Raw genomic sequence first — 17,991 nt, 5'->3', positions numbered from 1 at the left:
AGCGTCTACCCTCAAAATGGTACTTATCAAGTGGATAAAGCCCAAAAAGCTAGCGTCTACCCTCAAAATGGTACTTATCAAGTGGATAAAGCCCAAAAAGCTAGCGTCTACCCTCAAAATGGTACTTATCAAGTGGATAAAGCCCAAAAAGCTAGCACTGCGTTCCAAAATGGCACTTATCAAGCGAATAATGCAAAATATGCGGAAACAAATTTTCTCAGAATGTTTCCCTTCCACTGGTTACAAGCATGCAGGTACACCAGAATTTGAATTATATCCGAGTAAGGATCCTCATATTCCAGATTTATATTCTGAAATCTCGATTCCATTAAATAAGATCATTTTTTCAACCACTTTCGGTAATCGGGAGTGTTTGCAGGAGAAATTAAAAGAAATCCATTTTGTTTCGGTGCTGCAATAATTGTTGGGGTATAGAAAAATTTGACAAGGGAAAACGCGCTTTTTGTTCCTATCGATAGACAAGCTGCACAAAAAGGAGATGCGTGTATATAATTATCCTTTTATCATTCTATATCCCCGTCTAATATTATTTTTGAGCCATAAACTAATAGCAGCATTTTTACCCTTCATATTTAAAAAATAAAGTAAAATGATTAATTCCATTAAGAATCCAATCGATTGAGCTAGTGCACCAATGAAGCCACCACCATTTGGGACAGTGTAAATTAAAATAAGTAATGCCGCCACGGTAGCGATTACATTTCCAATTTGTGAAAAGGACATTACTTTTGTTTGACTACGAATCATTAGAATACCATTGCAGAAGTCTACCCACGGAAAACATAGTGTAAATATAACAAAAAACCTTAGTGTTAAAATACTTTGATCGAGTAATTCATCTGATACACCTATAATATTTTCCAGTCCCCACGTTCCAATAGGTGTGTAAGAAAGTACGGTTAATAAAATACTAGGTAATAGACTTACAATAATGGTAAAATGAAGCACTTGTTTTTTATCCTTCTTATAAAAATTTATAACAATTTGATGTATGTAGGAAGTGATACTATTTAACAAGTGTACGACAGAAATTGCTACAGCAAAGGAAGCTATGGCTATTTCTGCTTTTGTACTCCAGCCCAGTACAGCATTAATCGTTGGAGGGATACTAACCGCAATGAGTGAAGCAATTAACAATGGATTATAAAAACGGAATATTTGTGATTGCTGGAAGATTGGATGCTTCTCTTTTTTGGGAGGTAATTCCTTCACAATGATACGACCTTCCAAGCTACTAACCAATGCTTCTACTGCCATTCCAGCTAAAAAAATGTATGCACCAACATAGCCGTGATTAACCCAATCATTCGCTAAGACAATCCATGCAATGAAAGACATAAATGCAAGTCTAACCATCATTCCAATTGTTAACCACTTTGTCTTTAAATTCGAAATGATTACACCCTGATATAAGCAACGAATTCCTGAGAAAATCGTCACAAACATCAAAACACGATAGGCCTCAATGGTTGGCTGTAGCATTTCGTCACTAACACCTAGAAGAATAGAAAAGAAGCTTCTTCCTATTGGCGAATAAGCTATGACTAAGCTAAGGAAGAGAATAGCGGTTAGCACATATACTGTAACATTTCGCATTAATCGATAAGAAATTTGATCTCTTACTAAGGTAGAGCAAGTTTGGCGTAAAATAACAGCACAACGTTCCATAATTCCAAATAAACTCATCGCAATCGAATAGCTAGCAATAACTACTGCAGGATTTGGTGCTCGTGCAAGTGTGCTGTTAATAATCACATGTGAAATAGTGACCAAACTTGCTGAAAAGCCTAATGGAATAAAGAAAAAAAGTAATGTTTTAAAATTTACTGATTGTTTTGTTTCACTCGATTGATCACTCATTTGCTGTTCCCTTTCTATATACTGGTTATTTTCTTAATCATAAGACAATAAAGGTTATTTTTCTAGTTATTTATTTACAGCCCAAAAATAAGGTAACCAAAGTCTGTTCTAAAAACTAGACCTTCGCATGGATTTAGTGAATGTGTTAAGATTTTTAAAGATAATAAAATAAGAATACTAAAATAAATAAATGGATTCTTTATAGGAGGATTAACATGACCAAGCATAAAATTTACACAATGAGTGTTGCAAAAGTCTACCCCCACTATATTACAAAAGCAGAGAAAAAAGGACGTACAAAAGCGGAAGTCGATGAGATCATTAGTTGGTTGACTGGATATAGTCTAGAAGAATTAGAATTACAATTAGATAAACAGACCGACTTTGAGACCTTCTTTGCTGAAGCTCCCTTAATGAATCCATCGAGAGCATTGATTAAAGGTGTAGTTTGCGGTGTCCGAGTGGAGGACATTGAAGAAAAAACAATGCAGGAAATTCGCTATTTGGATAAGTTAATTGATGAATTAGCAAAGGGAAAAGCAATGGAGAAGATTTTGCGGACTTAATCTTAAACAATCGAGACCATTTCTAGAATAATAATCTAAGTTAAAGAAATACGTGTAGAAATTCTTATAAGCTCCGAATGTATTATATCACTTCCTTCATCGTGTGTTGCATTGCAATTATACAGAGAGTATACAGGTTCACTTTGGACGAGTATTAACTTTTATATCATATATTTAGAGGTAGCAAGGTATATCTCTAGGGCAATTGGTTTAGTGGAGTCTAATTACTGTTTGGAGGAATTATTCAATATGTTAACAAGAGAAGATATCTTTAAGCACGTCGAAGCAAACTATGGTACATTGCCTGACTACCCGTTTAGTAAGTTTCCAAACTATGCTGTTTTGAGACATATATCTGATGGAAAATGGTATGGTCTAGTGATGAATGTTCTTCCAGAGAAATTAGGATTAGATGGAAATGATGGAGTAGATATTTTAAATTTAAAATGTCCACCTGAATTAAATGATATTTTAAGAAACGGAAAAGATATTTTACCCGCATATCATATGAATAAGGAGCATTGGATTACACTTGTTTTAGAACGTGCCGATCCAAAAGGAGAGATTTATAAGTTAATTGAGCAAAGCTTTTATTTAACCAAGGAATCGTGAGATTAATAATGGATAACTATACCATGTTTCATGTATTGTACATGATATGATTGTGGGTATTTCAGAAGAAAAAACTGCTCTCTTAATTAGACCTTTGATAAGTTTCGCAACCATCAGTAGGGGGAAAGTAACCCACCACTGATGGAAGTCTTACTTATCTTTTTACTTCAAAATGCAACTCAGTAAATTGATTAAAATTCCTCGTGCCTTTTAGGGAAAGCTCTACATAGTGATTACTTTCCTTGAATAAAGGAATACCATTACCTATGATAGTTGGTGCTACAGTTATAATAAACTCATCGACTAAATCCTCTTGAATAAAGGAATCTAAAAGTTCACCTCCACCAACTAGCCAAATGTTATTCCCTTCTTTCTTCCTTAAGTTGTTTACAAAATGATGTATATCCTCATTAATGAACTTCACATTCTCGGTATCTTGATAAGAAGACCTTGTATAAACATAACATTCCTTCGTTTCATAAGGAAAATCTTCTATTTCTTTTATGATCCAATCATAAGTTCTTTTTCCCATTATAATGGTGTCAATCGTTTGATAAAATTCTGTAAAACCATTGTCCCCTTCTCCTTCAACCTTGAATAACCACTCCAGAGATTCATCCTTCGAAGCAATGTATCCATCCAAGCTTGATGCAATAAATAATACGATTTTTCTTCTTTGACTCATAATCATTCTCCTTTCATCAACTTACATATTAATTATAAAATAAAAATATGACATCTTATGTCATATAATAAAAAATACTATTAGAGGATGATTATAATGAGAGCTGACAGATTAATTAATATTATGATCCTTTTACAGAACAGAGGAAAAATGACGGCAAAGGAACTATCCAAAGAATTAGAGGTATCAAATAGAACCATTCTCAGAGATATGGATGCATTAACTAATGCAGGAATCCCAATTATTTCAGAAAGAGGAAAAGACGGAGGCTGGCGCTTATTAGATAATTTTCGGAGTAAATTAAGTGGACTAACTAAAGGTGAGATGCAAGCATTATTTCTCTTCCCCTCTGGAAAATTACTTAAAGATTTAGGTTTGAATAATCAGCTACTAGATACAAGACAAAAACTACTTGCAGCTATCCCCAGTACTTATAGAGAAGAAGCACAGGCAATGTGGGAGAGAATTTATATTGACTCCGGTACTTGGAGAGGATTTGAAGAAAAAAAAGACGCCCTTAAAACCGTGCAGCAGGCAGTTTGGGATAGTAGAAGGCTGAAGATTTACTATGAACAAGCAAATGGGGAGCAAAAGGACAGGATAATTGAGCCATTAGGATTAGTAGCAAAGGGCGATAAATGGTACTTAGTTGCCTTAAGAGATGGAGAGCTTCGAAATTATAGAGTATCACGAATACATAAGGCTATGATTGAAAATCAAACCTTTAAAAGACCGCTAGATTTCGACCTAGCTGCCTATTGGGAACAATCGAAAATAGATTTTGTACAAAATTTACCTAAATACGATGTACAAGTAGAAATTCATCCAGAAATAATGAAAAGAATTAATTTTACTAGTAAGTTTGTGAAAGTGATAAAAGTAGAAAATTCAAATGACGATAATTGGATACCAGTAACTTTAAGATTTAATGACAAGCAAGAGGCAATAGAGTTTATATTGGGATTTGCAAATAAAATAAAAGTCATATATCCCAAGGATCTTCCGGATAGAGTTGTATCGCTAGCCATGTCTGTTATTGACTTTTATTATAATAGATACTAAATTAATTTATGGTTAGATTTTTACTTCCGCAAATAATAGATAGGATGATGGTAAAATGAAAAGTATGAAAAAATGGAGAAAGATCTCAATCAAACAAGTATGCTTAATTATCATTACATTTATTGCAATGGTGGCTATTGCCTTCGTGCTTATTAGACTAGCAAATTTCCTAATTAGTGATATATTAGAACTTCATGGTTGGCTAAAGATATTTAGTCAATTTATAGCAATTATTCTTGTGATATATCCAGCTAAAATAACGTTTGGTAGTGTTCTTTATCATGTTAATGAGGATTTAAGCAGAAAACTAGCTGAGGAAACTTGATTCTATCATTAATCGAGTCCTCTAGTAGTAAAACTTGAGCTAACATGCATAAAGTAGTCAAATTGAGTTTTCTTTAACTAATCTTGAAAATAGAGGTATAATTAAAGGGCTCCTATCAAAGATTAGGGCTCTTATTTATACGTTAAAGTATAAATTTTTGCAGGAGGTAGGGCGACGAAGCGAAAATTTTGATGTCCAAAGTATATGAAAAGCTAATGCAGACGAGCGAATGCGAGTTTTTCTAATAGAAAGCAGGGGTCATTCAATGGAAGAACAAACTATTTTTCACATTATTAATAATATGGATAAGGTGACAAATAATTTAATAGTACAGTGGAATAAAGTTTTTGAGGAGGATCTTGGTGTTTCCCATATTCTCGTGCTCGGTCATTTAAAAGTGCATGGGAAGAGTAGACCATCAGATATTGCTAAGATTTTAGGACTTACTCCTCCAACTTTAACTTATTTGTCAGAAAAATTAGTTCAAAAAAATCTTGCGAAAAGATTGGTAGATGATTCTGACCGTAGAATTATCCATTTAGGAATTACCGATAAAGGAATCGAGGTAGTGCAACGTGCCAATCAAAAAGGAGTAGAGCTTCGCAAACGGCTATTTGAACAGCTAACAAAAGAGGAAAGAAAACAATTATTAACAATCTATGAAAAATTAAATAAATCTTTATAAAAAAATAACCAAAAAGATGAAACTCTCTATTCATTTTTACGTACTAGATTATAAGTGTTAAATAAATAGGGAGGGATTCTTTGAAACATTTATTTCAAGTAAAATTGTTGGTTACCTTGTTTGTCATTTTTCTATGTATACCTACTACTGTATTTGGACAAGAATCTGATACAGTAGAACACCATGTAAAACTTAACGGGAAATTGAATGCGCTTTCGGGGGATTTGTTAAGGTTCACAACTTCTACACAACTTGAACAAAATAATCTAGCTAGGAAAGGACCTATTGTTGATAAGGATAAACACCAGGACAGATTTGAACAGAAAGCAAGACATTATATCCGTGATCTCGAAGCAGGAAAGTATCAACATGCATTAAAATCCTCTTCAAGAGCTTTGAAAAAATCGATTTCCGAGCAATGGTTAGAGGAATATTGGGTTACGCTTAAGCAGCAATTGCAGTCTCAAGCAGGAGAATTTCTTAGTATTGGATCCGTAACGGTAAAGGAATCGAACCGAGTTCATACGAATGTAGAGGTGGAGCTTCTATTTGAGAAGGCAACCTTTCCATTTATTCTAAGAATGGATCGATCGGCAAAAGTTGATGATTTTCTATTGGATTCCTTTATGGGGCCTTTTGCTGAAGCTCCGCTATATAGTAAACCAGAATTATTCACTGAAAAGGAAGTAGTGATTGGAAAAGGAGATTTTGCACTACCTGGAACATTGTCCATACCAAAAGGAAAGGGGCCATTCCCAGCAGTGGTACTCGTTCAAGGATCAGGAGCCACTGACAAGGATGAAACGGTGTATGCACTAAAGCCATTCCGTGATCTAGCATTTGGCCTTGCTTCTCAAGGAATTGCAGTACTTCGTTACAATAAACGTACCTATGAGCATGCGATTAAGACCACAGCAGATCCAAATCATACCGTTGATAAAGAAACAACAGACGATGCGCTGTTAGCAACACGTTTACTTGAAAAGGAAAAAAGAATTGATGAGGAGAGAATTTATATTCTTGGTCATAGTCAAGGTGGTATGATGGTTCCGAAAATGATCGAGGAAGACAAAAGACAGAATATTGCAGGGGCGATTATAATGGGGGGACCAGCACGCACGATCCAAGATGTTGTCCTTGATCAATTCGAGTATCTATTATCAGTTGGTCAAATAACAGAGCAGGTGTACGAATTTTACACGACACAATATGAAATGTTAAACGATCCTGATTTTTCTGGTGAGAACCCTCCAGAAGAATTTCAGCTTGGTCAGGCAGCATTTTGGGATTCCATAAATGATATCCGTGCAGCAGAAATGGCAAAAAATCAAACCGAACCGCTCCTCATCATACAGGGAGAACGAGATTATCAAGTACTGTCCGATGTCGAAATCCCGGTATGGAAGGAAGCTCTTCGTGATCGAGAAAATATAACGTATCAACTTTATCCTAAGCTAAATCACTTTTTTACAGAGGGAACAGGGGAAATGAGTAAACCAGAGGAATACTTTATCCCAGCTAACATTCCAAAATATGTGGTGAATGATATAGTCGGTTGGGTGAAATCTGAACCGCAATGAGCTAAATACTTTTCGAAGACTTAGAAACCCTTTTGAATGTAATAAAAGGGTTTCTTTTGATAACTATTTATTTTCATCATCTTTTCTTTCAGTGATTTCTCGTTTTTCATCTTTCCACCATAAGGCTTCTTCTGGTTCCTCTAACACGTCATGTATTTCCTGTTTTTTCTCAACAGCAGGAGGTTGACCTCTAAGTGATTTACCAGAGGTTTCGACTACAAATAGAGCGACAATGATGATCCCAATAATAGAAGCAAAAATGATGTAATAGGCAGGAACCATCCGACTCATCGTAACACTGATTAGCCATGATACAACTAACGGTGCTGTCCCTCCAAATACAGATGTCGCTACATTATAGGTAATAGCCAATGAGCCATATCGAACTTCCGTAAAAAAGAGGGAAGGTAATAAGGACGGCATAATACCTTGAAAGGAGGCAAGTAATGCTCCTAGAATCATTAATCCAAAGAAAACGAGCCAATTATTGCCACTACCGATTAGTATAAAGGATGGGATGGATAAAACAATCATTCCTGATAGGCCAAATAGTATAATCTTTTTATTTCCAATACGATCACTAAAATAACCTGCCATTAATACAAATGGAATCATTATGACCATCACGACTAATATTAATAGTAGTCCCTTGGTATCTCCATAGCCTAGTACTGCATTTAGATGGGAAGGCATATATGTTAAAATGACGTAGTAGACTGTATTATAAAAAGAAACTAACCCTAAACCAATAAGCAATGATTTTCTGTGATGAATAAAAATATTTTTAAGAGATGCTTTACCTTCTTGATTATCCTCTTCTTCCTGTGACTCGAAAGCTGGTGTTTCATCTAAGTTATTTCGTAGGTAAAATCCGATAATACCAATTGGCGCAGCAATGAAAAACGGAATTCTCCATCCCCATTCATGCATGGTTTCCGACCCAAGAAGAAATGTTAATAATGTAACAATTCCCGCACCAGTTATATATCCGACTAATGTGCCAACTTCAAGTCCACTGGATAAAAAACCTCGTTTCTTATCAGCTGTGGATTCTGCAATATAGGTCATTGCTCCAGAATATTCACCACCAGCAGAAAATCCTTGCACCAATCGTGCCGTAAGTAATAAGATAGGTGCAGTTATCCCAATGGAATCATAAGTAGGAATTAATCCAATGGCAAGAGTCGCAATTGCCATGATAATGAGTGTAATCGCAAGAATCTTCTTTCTTCCTAAACGATCACCAAGCATACCGAAGAAAAGTCCACCAAATGGCCGAACTAAGAAAGCGACAGCAAATGTGGCGAAACTGAATACTAATTGCAGCGGTCCACTGAACTCAGGGAAAAATAAGGCACCGAGAATGACAGCGAGATAGGAATAGATTCCAAAATCAAACCATTCCATCGCATTACCAACTGCTGTTGCGATAACCGATTTCTTTGCCATTTTTGTATCAACAACAATAATATCATCTTTCTCCAATTTTTTTGTATGGAGTTTACCCTTTTTAGACACCATATAATCCTCCTAACATTCAACTAATACTAGCTTTTCCTAGATCTCCAATTTATATGATAATTACGGAGGACAACTAAAGTTAATTTTGTGATCGAACAAATGCAAACGCCCCCCTCCTTTGGTATAATATAGAAAAAACAACGGTAGGAAAGGAGCAATGAAATGCCAATTAATCTTGCTAGACCTCCCTGTTAAGCCGTAAACTTAAATAGTTCTCGAGCACCTCCCTCTTCTGACACAATAGGTAATTCGGAAAAGAGAGGAGCTGGATAATGAACTATTTAACAAATGTCTGGAAGCTTTATGTCATTCGTTTTTTTCAGAGTCTAATACCTGCATATGTGATTGAAAGATTGTTTTGGGAAGAGAGAGGTATAACAGTTCAAGAGGTAGTTTATACTGAAGTTATTTTTGCAGTGACAATCGTTTTACTAGAGATTCCATCGGGAATTGTAGCAGATAAATGGGGTCGAAAGAACATGATACTTTTAAGTAGTGTTCTTGAAGCCATCATGTTTTTCTTGTTGATCAATTCGACAGAATTTTGGCATTTCGCTATCGCTATATTTCTTTCTGGAATAGCAGGTTCAGCGAATAGTGGTGCAGAAAATGCCCTTTTGTATGACTCCTTACTACTAAGTAAAAAAGAGAAATCATTTGAAAAATACTTAGGTAGAGTCAATTCCTTTGACCTTATATCCGCCATTCTAGCGGCTTTAAGTGGAAGCTTTTTGGCCAACAAATTTGATTTTGAAGTAAATTATTGGTTATCTGTGATAAGTATGCTTGTCTCAGCGTGTGTAGCAGTTATGTTAGTTGAACCAATCACAAAAAATCAAAGCACAGAGCATCAAACAATAATGGGAAATTTAAAAATATCTATTCATTTCTTTATGAAAAATACGAATGTTTGTCTTGTTGTATTAGCTGGGATTGCAATCGGAGCAGCACTTAATTTTGTTTGGGAATTCTGGCAGCTATATTTAAACCGATTGGATATATCTATTCACTTCTTTGGATTTTTTCTAGCAGCACTCATGTTACTCACTATTCCTGGAAATTTACTTGCACATGCTGTCATTAAGCGATATAAATACCGAAGTGTGTTAATAACGATAACAGCTATTATAACTGTTGGCTTTATTTTTATATCCATTAAAAGTGGTTATACTGGATTGACTGCAATGTGCATCATTGTGCTGGCTTCGGGCTTTGTAGAGCCGATTGTTAGTGGATATTTGCATCATAGAATAGATTCTTGTACTAGAGCTACAATCGATTCCTTTCAGTCACTTGGATTAAATGCCATGCTGATATTAGTAGGTCTGGGATTTGGTTACTTTTCAAGCTATTATGATGTTTTTGGGGGTTATGCTTTTATCGCACTGATTAGTGGTGTGTTTTTAGTATATTTTTTATTTGCCTCGAAGGAAATAATCGATGAGCAGGTGAATTAGTGTGATCGAATTATAGCTGGTTAGTATTCCATTTATATAGGGATTTTCCTTCCTTACTACTTTTTTGTCTCAGCCTCTATTTATGGATATCCTTGATTAAAAAACAAGAAAGGATGTTGACATTGAAAGTACGCAATGTACGAAGTTCTGACTACAACATAATCGCACCGCTGATTGATGAATGGTGGGGTGGGAGGAAAATGGCAGCGATGTTGCCTAAGTTATTTTTCGTTCATTTTAACAAGACAAGCTTTATTGCTGAAAAAAATGGTGAGATAGTTGGCTTTTTAATTGGATTTTTATCACAAACGGATAGGAATGTCGCTTATATTCATTTTGTAGGTGTTCACCCTAAGTATCGCAGTAAACATATAGGCAAACGGCTTTATCAGATGTTTTTTCAAGTGGCACAGAAGAATAATCGAAATGTTATTCGCGCAGTAACCTCACCAGTGAATAAAGTATCGATTGCCTTTCATACAAAAATAGGTTTTAAAATAGAAAAAGGGGATAAGGAAGTAGACGGCGTTTCTGTATTTTCCGACTATGATGGAATAGATCAAGATCGAGTGTTATTTATTAAGGAGATCGACCTTATGTAACTCTATATTACTAGTTCAAATTAGATATAGTTAGGATATAACAGTCGTATGCACAGCAGGTGAATCCTTGTTAACTAATGGAAAACAGAACTTTAATGATCCCCACTTCAATGATAGAAGTGGGGAAACAAGTTAACCATTAGTGAGCTTCTGGAGTTTTACCTTATTGTTGTTGATTACGTGCTTCGTCTTTAATTTCTGCTCTCATACCAGAAATCGCTTCTTCTCTACGATGATTTTTATCCTTGATTTTTTCTTTTTCTTCTGAGGATGCAAATTTCATTGTATCATGTGCAGCTTCGATATTTTCTATTGTGTCTTGCACCTTTTGTTGTAACTTTTCTACATTATCTGAGCGATCATCAGGATTTGGATGGTTTTGGTGTTCTGTCATTTTTAATTCCTCCTTAATTAGTGATTCATTTTATTATGAGTAGGAAAGAAAAAATTATGTATACCCTTGAATCAAATGGACAGATTCTTATAGAATCCATATCCATTCGTAACTCTAATTGGATAATTTCCTCTAATACCTATATAATAAAGAAGTGAGTTCCTAGATGAACTCTTCTTTTATTTCATAAGACTTAATAAAGAAGTATTTTCACTTCATAAGAATAACAGTTGATGGAAGGGAATTTTACAGTGGTTATCATAATTTGTTTTATCATAGGCTTGTTATCTGCATTACTGGGAAGCATTGTTGGCCTTGGAGGAGGCGTTATTTTAGTACCGGTATTGCTAATTTTACATAGTACAACCTCTATATTTGCTTGGGCGGATGCTAGTACCATTGTTGGATTGTCGCTCATTATTATGATCTTTACAGCAATGTCCTCCACCTATGCCTATGCAAAATTGAAACGCATTGATTACAAAAGTGGACTGTACTTTATTTTAGGGAGCTTACCAGGAGGCATATTAGGATCTTGGTTAAATCAATTCGTCGAGACAGATACATTTTCCTTGTTTCTCGGGATATTTATGCTCTTTATCTTTACTACCTTCTTTTTTAAGAAACAACCAAAGATAGATGAGAACACCTTAAGCAAAAAGAGTAAATTTAAAATTTATCGAGAAATAAAAATAGGAGAGGAACAATATACATATTCCATCACTCCATGGATTGCAGTAGGAATAGCATTTATTGTCGGAATGCTTTCAGGCTTTTTTGGAATCGGTGGAGGTTCTTTAATGGTTCCAGCAATGATTATATTATTCCATTTTCCTCCACATATTGCCTCAGCAACTTCCATGTTTATGATACTAGCTTTAAGCATGGTTAGCTCCATCACCCATATTGCATTAGGTCATATCGAATGGCAATATGTTTGGGCGTTTATTCCTGGGGCATGGTTTGGTGGGGTACTAGGTGCGAAAGTTAGTCAAAAGATGTCTAGTAGAGCGATTGAGTATTTACTCCGAGTAGTCTTATTGTTTATTGGGTTAAGATTAATTTGGCAAGGAATCTTTGGATAATGCAGATATTTTGTATTAGGTCTTTGTTTAACTAGCCTAATATAGGGGGAGTTACTTATTTATGAAAGAAAGATTGCATTTTTATTATACAAACGATCTCCATAGTCATTTTGAGAATTGGGCAAGTATAGTTGATTTTTTAAATAAAAAAAAAGAAAAGCACCGTCAAGATAAGGAACATTATTGGATTGTAGATATTGGAGACCATGTGGATCGATTTCATCCTATTTCCGAAGCCTTTCGAGGTAAACGGAATGTCGAGTTACTTAATGATGTTGGTTATAATATAGCGACAATTGGAAATAACGAAGGGATTACCTTAGAATATTATGATCTATTTCACCTCTATGATGCAGCGACATTCAAAGTGGTTTGCGGTAATTTAACAGCAAGGAATGAAAGGCAACCCGTTTGGTTAAAAGATCATTACACCTTCCAGTCCGAAACAGGTATAAAGATTACCGTACTAGGGTTAACTGCACCTTTTACGCCGTTTTATAGACCTTTAGGATGGGATGTGGAACCTCCCTACGAATATTTACGGCGAGAATTACCGAAAGTAGAACAGGATTCTGATATTATTATTCTCTTATCTCATTTAGGTTTATCAGACGATGAAATGATTGCCAGAGATTTTCCTTCTATTGATGTCATTATTGGAGGACATTCTCACCATCTTTTGAAAAATGAAAAGTCTATTAATCAATCCATCTTAACTGCTGCAGGGAGATATGGACATTTTGTCGGTGAGGTTGACTTATTATGGGATCATAATCAAAACAAATTGATTGAAAAACATGCTTATGCAATGGAAACAAGTCATATGAAAAAAGATCTCGAGACAGAGAAAAAATTAGAGCACTTGAACAAAGAAGCAGAAATTGTGTTACAACAACCAGTAACAGTTTTGAAGCAAAGACTAGAAGTGAACTGGTTTCTGAATACAATCATTATTCAACAATTGACGGATCATTTACAAAAATGGACCGATGCTGATATTGCTATGTTGAATGCTGGATTATTACTAGATCATTTAGAAAAAGGCCCTGTTACAAAGCGTGATATCCATCGTATTTGCCCACATCCCATCAATCCTTGTACAGTTAAACTACGTGGAATTGAATTATTGGAAGTAATCAGAGGGGCATATGACCAAGCGTTAATTACGCTTGAACTAAAGGGATTTGGATTTCGAGGTAAAGTGATCGGGAAATTCGTTTTTAGTGGTTTAGATATAGAGATCATGACAGATGAAGATGGTATCGAGCATGTAAAAAATGTTTACTATCAAGGAGAAGAAATAGCTGAGGAACGAATATATACATTTGCTACAGCAGATATGTTTACTTTTGGTAGAATGTTCCCGCAAATATCACGATCTAAGACAAAACAATTCTTTTTACCAGAGTTTCTACGAGACCTATTAATAGATTTATTAAAAAATTAACATGAAAAACGCACATCTCTTTGGGCTAAGACATACAATTTAGTAGGAGGGGTGTGTTTATTATGATAGATGTAAAGCCTATTCGTATAGAAGATTATCTTTTTGTAGGAATTACAGTACAGCTTCCACATACCACACTTTTAGTAATAGCGAATGACATTGGTTATGTCATGTGTGGTGCGCTTGATGTGGACCTATTAAATGAAAAATTGCAAGATCGTCCAATAATTGCTGGTCGCGCAGTTGGTGTCAAGACATTGGATGATCTATTACACGCTCGTTTAGATAAAATTACTGTAAAATCAGAGGAATATAAATGGAAGGTTGGCATGTTAGTGAAGGATGCTTTATTACAAATTGCCGAGTAGTTTAAGGGAGCGAGTGCGACTTTTTTAAATATTTCTAAAATTTAATAATGAAATGGTTCACCTCCATCATATAACTAAGATGGGGGGATTTTTATGCGAAAAAGACGAAGAAGAATAGGGGCACCTCCAGCTAGACAAGTTGTCTTTATTACTTTTTTTATATTTATTATTTCCATGGTTGGGAGTATTTTAGTGGTTAATGAAGGCATTAAGCCAGTTTTGGTAGAATACGCTCAAGTACGCGTATCACAAGTTGCCAGCAAAGCACTAGGTATCGCAGTAAGTAGAAAAATTTCAGAAGATCTTGAGGCGGGAGATTTAATTGAAGTACAAGTGGATGAGAATGGAAAGGTAGAAAATTATATTTTTAATACAGTGGTAGAAAATCGTGTGCGAAGAAATGTTCAATATCGAGTGGAAACTTTTATGAAATTATTAGAGAAAGGAGAACAGCCTGAACTAGGTACACCGCTTGAGATAGAAGAGGAACTTGCACCATCGGAAAGGGAATTATTAGAAGCCATACGAGAACGTGGACTTCTTATTGAGGTTCCACTTGGTCAAGCATTAGGTGTTCCGGTTTTAGCAAATTTAGGCCCCAAAATACCAATCAATCTCGAAGCTGTTGGTGATGTATATACTGAAGTTAAAAGTGAAATGGTGGAGACAGGGATAAATGGTGCGCTTATTCGTGTTAATGTATACATTCAAGTAAATGTTCGTATCATAATGCCTTTTGCCTCTAACCCAGTCGTTTTAGAGCAAAATATTCCGGTGACGAGAATGTTTCATCCGGGAGAAGTTCCAGAGTATTATCAAGGAGGAGAAGGTGATTCTAATCTTTCTATCCCATTAGATCCTCTTAATTAAGTTATTGATTTTTCTTGGCAATTAAATAATAATGGAAGAGACGGGAACAAGAGATCTAGTGAATCTCTTGTTTTCCTTAAATTCAGATTTGACAGAATCTTCTGAAGTCCGGTATAATGCCATAGGTCGAAAGATATAAAACTAAACAAATAACTTCTTAATAATAATTATTGAGAAAAGGAAGGGGAAAAAAAGAATGGAAAAGCGATCACAATGGGGAACTAGATTGGGTTTCTTGCTTGCAGCGATCGGCTCAGCTGTTGGATTGGGTAATATATGGCGTTTTCCAACAACAGCGTTCGAAAATGGTGGAGGTGCGTTCTTTGTACCATATTTATTCGCATTATTAACAGCTGGTATACCGTTGTTAATCATGGAATATACGATTGGTCATAAATATCGTAGCTCTGCACCAAGAAGTTTTTCAAAGATAAGTAAAGGAATGGAATGGATCGGTTGGTGGCAAATACTTATTTCATTTGTCATTTCTACGTATTATCCAATTATTATCGCGTGGTCCATCATGTATGCCTATTTTTCAATTGGAACGAAATGGGGGGAAGATACCACTGCCTTCTTTACTGGAGATTTTCTAAACGTAGAGGCTGCAGGGACCTTTGGTTCAATGGTTCCTAGTGTACTAATCCCACTCTTATTTGTTTGGGTATTTGTGTTCTTCTTCCTAGGAAGAGGGGTTAAAAAGGGAATTGAATTTGCAAATCGAATCTTTATCCCAACATTGTTCATTATCTTTATTTTGATTGTTATTCGTGCTGTAACGCTTCCAGGTGCGTTAGAAGGGTTAGATGCCTTCTTTAAACCAGATTGGAGTCGAATAACAGAAGGATCAGTATGGATTGCAGCATATGGACAAATATTCTTTAGTTTATCTATTGCCTTTGCAATTATGCTTACTTATTCATCTTATTTACCTAAAAAGTCAGATATTACCAATAATGCATTTATTACTGGGTTTGCAAATTCATCATTCGAGTTATTAGCAGGGATTGGTGTTTTTGCTGTCTTAGGATTTATGGCATCCCAATCTTCTCAACCTATTGAAGATGTAGTGGCTGGTGGTGTGGGCTTAGCCTTTATGGTTTTCCCAGAAATTATTAGTCAAATGCCTGGCTCTAGTCTTTTTGGTTTTCTATTTTTTGCATCCTTAGTATTAGCAGGGATAACTTCCATGATTTCTATCTCTGAAACCTATATTGCAGCATTACAGGAGAAATTCTCCATATCTAGAGGAAAAGCACTTTTAATAGGTGGAGGACTTGCTTTTATTGCCTCCTTGTTCTATGCAAATCAAGGTGGATTAAATCTACTCGATACTGTCGATCATTTTATCAACAACTATGGTGTCGCCTTAGCTGGGTTATTTGAGGTTGTTGCGATTGCCTGGTTCGCTAGATCACTAAAGGATTTACAAGCACATGCCGATTCTATCTCTGATATTAAGTTAGGTACATGGTGGAGATTATCCCTTGGGCTAATAACACCAATAGTACTAGGATATATGATGCTTCAAAATTTAAAATTGGAATTACAAGAAGCATACAGTGGTTATCCGATCGAATACCTATTTAATTTTGGGTGGGTTGTTGCCATCGCAGCGATGTTCCTAGGAGCAATACTATCCATTAAAAAATGGCCAGCGAAGGATCATGAAGCATAAAGTTTAATTTGTGAAACATCATTCACACAAAAAGGAGGCATCAATCAATGTCAACAAGTGCAATTGTAATGGCAGTGATCGGAATTGTGATCATTTGGGGCGGCCTTTTTCTAAGTATTATGAGAGCCAGAAAGGCATCCAAGGAATAAATAAAGCCATAGAAGAAATAATCCGTAGTGCAAATGCCTACGGATTATTTCTTTCCCATTTCTTTAGATAGGGATATGGGTCAAATGACCACTCTTTTTTTCCGTCATCTTTATATAGGCCATAATGTAGATGGGGAGGAAACTTTCCTGCAGTTCCTGGAGGTCCATAACCGCTTGAACCAACAGATCCAATCGTTTGGCCAGCTTCCACGATGTCACCGACTTCAATTCCTTCTGCAAATCCGTTTAAATGTGCGAAGTAGTGATAACGATTATAAATATCCCTTATTCCTATTCTCCATCCTCCATACTTATTCCAACCTTTAAGTTCAACGACTCCATATTGCGTAGACCTTACTGGGGTCCCGTAGTCAGCAAAAATATCTGTTCCTTCATGGATTCTTCTGCCCCCAAAACCTCTGGCATCTCCCCAGGTGTTCCTATAGCTATAGTTATAACCTTTAGGTATTGGAAATGCAGTCGTATCGAACGTTATAGATTGATATTTCTTAAATAATTTCGCATAGTTCATAATAGAAAGTACGGTTAGCTCTCTTTTGTAATAATGCCATAATGCTGTTTTTATATCTTGCTCTGTATAGCCAAATTGCTGTAAGTAGGTGCCTATTGTTAATAGAGTATCTCGAGGATTCTTGGGATCTGCGATCCTGTCCCCATCCCCATCCATGCCCATGCCACCAAACATGGAGATGATACTGGCATTAGTTTTTTCACGAATTGGCGCTAAACCATACCATTTTTCATCAGGTATCGTAATATGAATAAGCTGTTTATCATCGATTAGATTAGATTCATATTGATTAATGGCAGCATAATAATACCAAGGAATAAACGTTAAGACTTCCATTTGTTTGAACAATTGGATTTTTTGTTGATCCTCATCCACTTTTTCCTCTGCATGTGCTATAGTAGTAAGAAGAAAATAGCTACATAAAATGAGGATTATTGTACGCTTTAACAAAAGAAAATTCCTCCTTTCTGCATTTTTTGATATCATTATTGT

At 35.6% G+C, this 17,991-nt stretch carries 20 protein-coding genes; 15 read left to right on the top strand and 5 right to left on the bottom strand.

All coding sequences use genetic code 11. From position 1 onward, the window contains the following. The coding region (locus DLJ74_RS20470; protein WP_425454584.1) for a GyrI-like domain-containing protein at nt 1-421 on the top strand (421 nt) is incomplete at its 5' end. Between the two features lie 92 nt (nt 422-513). Here DLJ74_RS20470 and DLJ74_RS12135 read toward each other — a convergent pair. Beyond that, nucleotides 514-1,881: a multi antimicrobial extrusion protein MatE gene (locus DLJ74_RS12135; protein ID WP_181397546.1), complete on the bottom strand. Its 1,368-nt coding sequence runs from the start codon at nt 1,879-1,881 to the stop codon at nt 514-516. 215 nt (nt 1,882-2,096) lie between these two features. Here DLJ74_RS12135 and DLJ74_RS12130 point away from each other — a divergent pair, with 215 nt between their 5' ends. Next, entirely contained in the window at nt 2,097-2,447 is a 351-nt protein-coding gene (locus tag DLJ74_RS12130; protein WP_109984665.1) for a DUF2200 domain-containing protein, read from the top strand. A gap of 249 nt (nt 2,448-2,696) precedes the next feature. Further along, nucleotides 2,697-3,059 carry an MmcQ/YjbR family DNA-binding protein gene (locus DLJ74_RS12125; protein ID WP_054787523.1) on the top strand — a complete coding sequence of 121 codons (363 nt, stop codon included), beginning with the start codon at nt 2,697-2,699 and terminating at the stop codon, nt 3,057-3,059. Between the two features lie 154 nt (nt 3,060-3,213). On the opposite strand, the gene DLJ74_RS12120 is transcribed toward DLJ74_RS12125, so the two are convergent. Then, complete coding sequence (locus tag DLJ74_RS12120; RefSeq protein WP_109984664.1) at nt 3,214-3,744, bottom strand: dihydrofolate reductase family protein; 531 nt, start codon at nt 3,742-3,744, stop codon at nt 3,214-3,216. A gap of 96 nt (nt 3,745-3,840) precedes the next feature. Here DLJ74_RS12120 and DLJ74_RS12115 point away from each other — a divergent pair, with 96 nt between their 5' ends. The 4 genes from DLJ74_RS12115 to DLJ74_RS12100 all read left to right on the top strand — a co-directional run bounded on the left by DLJ74_RS12115 (nt 3,841) and on the right by DLJ74_RS12100 (nt 7,396). Next, nucleotides 3,841-4,806, top strand: coding sequence for a helix-turn-helix transcriptional regulator (locus tag DLJ74_RS12115; protein ID WP_109984663.1), 966 nt, complete (start codon nt 3,841-3,843; stop codon nt 4,804-4,806). A gap of 55 nt (nt 4,807-4,861) precedes the next feature. Further along, on the top strand, nt 4,862-5,131 hold the full coding sequence (locus tag DLJ74_RS12110) for a hypothetical protein (protein WP_054787521.1): 270 nt from the start codon (nt 4,862-4,864) through the stop codon (nt 5,129-5,131). Between the two features lie 265 nt (nt 5,132-5,396). Further along, nucleotides 5,397-5,816, top strand: a complete 420-nt coding sequence (locus DLJ74_RS12105; RefSeq protein WP_054859668.1) for a MarR family winged helix-turn-helix transcriptional regulator — start codon at nt 5,397-5,399, stop codon at nt 5,814-5,816. Between the two features lie 80 nt (nt 5,817-5,896). After that, nucleotides 5,897-7,396, top strand: a complete 1,500-nt coding sequence (locus tag DLJ74_RS12100; protein WP_281269925.1) for an alpha/beta hydrolase — start codon at nt 5,897-5,899, stop codon at nt 7,394-7,396. Between the two features lie 63 nt (nt 7,397-7,459). Here the strand turns inward: DLJ74_RS12100 and DLJ74_RS12095 are convergent, their stop codons facing one another. Then, nucleotides 7,460-8,917 carry an MFS transporter gene (locus DLJ74_RS12095; protein WP_109984661.1) on the bottom strand — a complete coding sequence of 486 codons (1,458 nt, stop codon included), beginning with the start codon at nt 8,915-8,917 and terminating at the stop codon, nt 7,460-7,462. A gap of 272 nt (nt 8,918-9,189) precedes the next feature. Here DLJ74_RS12095 and DLJ74_RS12090 point away from each other — a divergent pair, with 272 nt between their 5' ends. Together DLJ74_RS12090 and DLJ74_RS12085 are read left to right on the top strand one after the other, a co-directional pair. Beyond that, complete coding sequence (locus DLJ74_RS12090; protein ID WP_109984660.1) at nt 9,190-10,374, top strand: MFS transporter; 1,185 nt, start codon at nt 9,190-9,192, stop codon at nt 10,372-10,374. A 122-nt stretch (nt 10,375-10,496) separates the two neighbouring features. Beyond that, nucleotides 10,497-10,976, top strand: a complete 480-nt coding sequence (locus tag DLJ74_RS12085) for a GNAT family N-acetyltransferase (protein ID WP_109984659.1) — start codon at nt 10,497-10,499, stop codon at nt 10,974-10,976. A gap of 163 nt (nt 10,977-11,139) precedes the next feature. Here DLJ74_RS12085 and tlp read toward each other — a convergent pair whose 3' ends face one another. Beyond that, nucleotides 11,140-11,370 (bottom strand): small acid-soluble spore protein Tlp, encoded by a 231-nt coding sequence (gene tlp / locus DLJ74_RS12080; RefSeq protein WP_054859662.1) that lies wholly within the window; start codon nt 11,368-11,370, stop codon nt 11,140-11,142. Between the two features lie 251 nt (nt 11,371-11,621). Between tlp and DLJ74_RS12075 the strand changes: the two genes are divergently transcribed. The 6 genes from DLJ74_RS12075 to DLJ74_RS12050 all read left to right on the top strand — a co-directional run bounded on the left by DLJ74_RS12075 (nt 11,622) and on the right by DLJ74_RS12050 (nt 16,967). After that, on the top strand, nt 11,622-12,455 hold the full coding sequence (locus tag DLJ74_RS12075) for a sulfite exporter TauE/SafE family protein (RefSeq protein ID WP_109984670.1): 834 nt from the start codon (nt 11,622-11,624) through the stop codon (nt 12,453-12,455). Between the two features lie 61 nt (nt 12,456-12,516). Then, complete coding sequence (locus DLJ74_RS12070; protein WP_109984658.1) at nt 12,517-13,902, top strand: bifunctional metallophosphatase/5'-nucleotidase; 1,386 nt, start codon at nt 12,517-12,519, stop codon at nt 13,900-13,902. Nucleotides 13,903-13,964: 62 nt separating this feature from the next. Continuing rightward, nucleotides 13,965-14,270, top strand: a complete 306-nt coding sequence (locus DLJ74_RS12065; protein ID WP_054787518.1) for a YunC family protein — start codon at nt 13,965-13,967, stop codon at nt 14,268-14,270. Nucleotides 14,271-14,363: 93 nt separating this feature from the next. After that, entirely contained in the window at nt 14,364-15,140 is a 777-nt protein-coding gene (gene yunB / locus DLJ74_RS12060; RefSeq protein ID WP_109984657.1) for a sporulation protein YunB, read from the top strand. A 196-nt stretch (nt 15,141-15,336) separates the two neighbouring features. Continuing rightward, nucleotides 15,337-16,818 (top strand): sodium-dependent transporter, encoded by a 1,482-nt coding sequence (locus tag DLJ74_RS12055; protein ID WP_109984656.1) that lies wholly within the window; start codon nt 15,337-15,339, stop codon nt 16,816-16,818. 47 nt (nt 16,819-16,865) lie between these two features. Further along, entirely contained in the window at nt 16,866-16,967 is a 102-nt protein-coding gene (locus DLJ74_RS12050; RefSeq protein ID WP_109984655.1) for a methionine/alanine import family NSS transporter small subunit, read from the top strand. 37 nt (nt 16,968-17,004) lie between these two features. On the opposite strand, the gene DLJ74_RS12045 is transcribed toward DLJ74_RS12050, so the two are convergent. After that, the gene (locus DLJ74_RS12045) at nt 17,005-17,985 is read right to left on the bottom strand and encodes a M23 family metallopeptidase (protein WP_109984654.1); all 981 of its coding nucleotides are present in this window, start codon (nt 17,983-17,985) and stop codon (nt 17,005-17,007) included. Nucleotides 17,986-17,991 lie beyond the last annotated feature (6 nt).

Origin of the sequence: Gracilibacillus dipsosauri, from assembly GCF_003176895.1 — a bacterium.
Taxonomy (GTDB): domain Bacteria; phylum Bacillota; class Bacilli; order Bacillales; family Amphibacillaceae; genus Gracilibacillus; species Gracilibacillus dipsosauri.
This window is presented reverse-complemented; position numbering and strand designations above follow the sequence as displayed.

Bases quoted from the DNA above. Each gene is read 5' to 3' on its own strand.
- DLJ74_RS12135 (WP_181397546.1), bottom strand. From the start codon at position 1,881: ATGAGTGATCAATCGAGTGAAACAAAACAATCAGTAAATTTTAAAACA.
- DLJ74_RS12130 (WP_109984665.1), top strand. From the start codon at position 2,097: ATGACCAAGCATAAAATTTACACAATGAGTGTTGCAAAAGTCTACCCC.
- DLJ74_RS12125 (WP_054787523.1), top strand. From the start codon at position 2,697: ATGTTAACAAGAGAAGATATCTTTAAGCACGTCGAAGCAAACTATGGT.
- DLJ74_RS12120 (WP_109984664.1), bottom strand. From the start codon at position 3,744: ATGAGTCAAAGAAGAAAAATCGTATTATTTATTGCATCAAGCTTGGAT.
- DLJ74_RS12115 (WP_109984663.1), top strand. From the start codon at position 3,841: ATGAGAGCTGACAGATTAATTAATATTATGATCCTTTTACAGAACAGA.
- DLJ74_RS12110 (WP_054787521.1), top strand. From the start codon at position 4,862: ATGAAAAGTATGAAAAAATGGAGAAAGATCTCAATCAAACAAGTATGC.
- DLJ74_RS12105 (WP_054859668.1), top strand. From the start codon at position 5,397: ATGGAAGAACAAACTATTTTTCACATTATTAATAATATGGATAAGGTG.
- DLJ74_RS12095 (WP_109984661.1), bottom strand. From the start codon at position 8,917: ATGGTGTCTAAAAAGGGTAAACTCCATACAAAAAAATTGGAGAAAGAT.
- DLJ74_RS12090 (WP_109984660.1), top strand. From the start codon at position 9,190: ATGAACTATTTAACAAATGTCTGGAAGCTTTATGTCATTCGTTTTTTT.
- tlp (WP_054859662.1), bottom strand. From the start codon at position 11,370: ATGACAGAACACCAAAACCATCCAAATCCTGATGATCGCTCAGATAAT.
- DLJ74_RS12070 (WP_109984658.1), top strand. From the start codon at position 12,517: ATGAAAGAAAGATTGCATTTTTATTATACAAACGATCTCCATAGTCAT.
- DLJ74_RS12065 (WP_054787518.1), top strand. From the start codon at position 13,965: ATGATAGATGTAAAGCCTATTCGTATAGAAGATTATCTTTTTGTAGGA.
- yunB (WP_109984657.1), top strand. From the start codon at position 14,364: ATGCGAAAAAGACGAAGAAGAATAGGGGCACCTCCAGCTAGACAAGTT.
- DLJ74_RS12055 (WP_109984656.1), top strand. From the start codon at position 15,337: ATGGAAAAGCGATCACAATGGGGAACTAGATTGGGTTTCTTGCTTGCA.
- DLJ74_RS12050 (WP_109984655.1), top strand. From the start codon at position 16,866: ATGTCAACAAGTGCAATTGTAATGGCAGTGATCGGAATTGTGATCATT.
- DLJ74_RS12045 (WP_109984654.1), bottom strand. From the start codon at position 17,985: ATGATATCAAAAAATGCAGAAAGGAGGAATTTTCTTTTGTTAAAGCGT.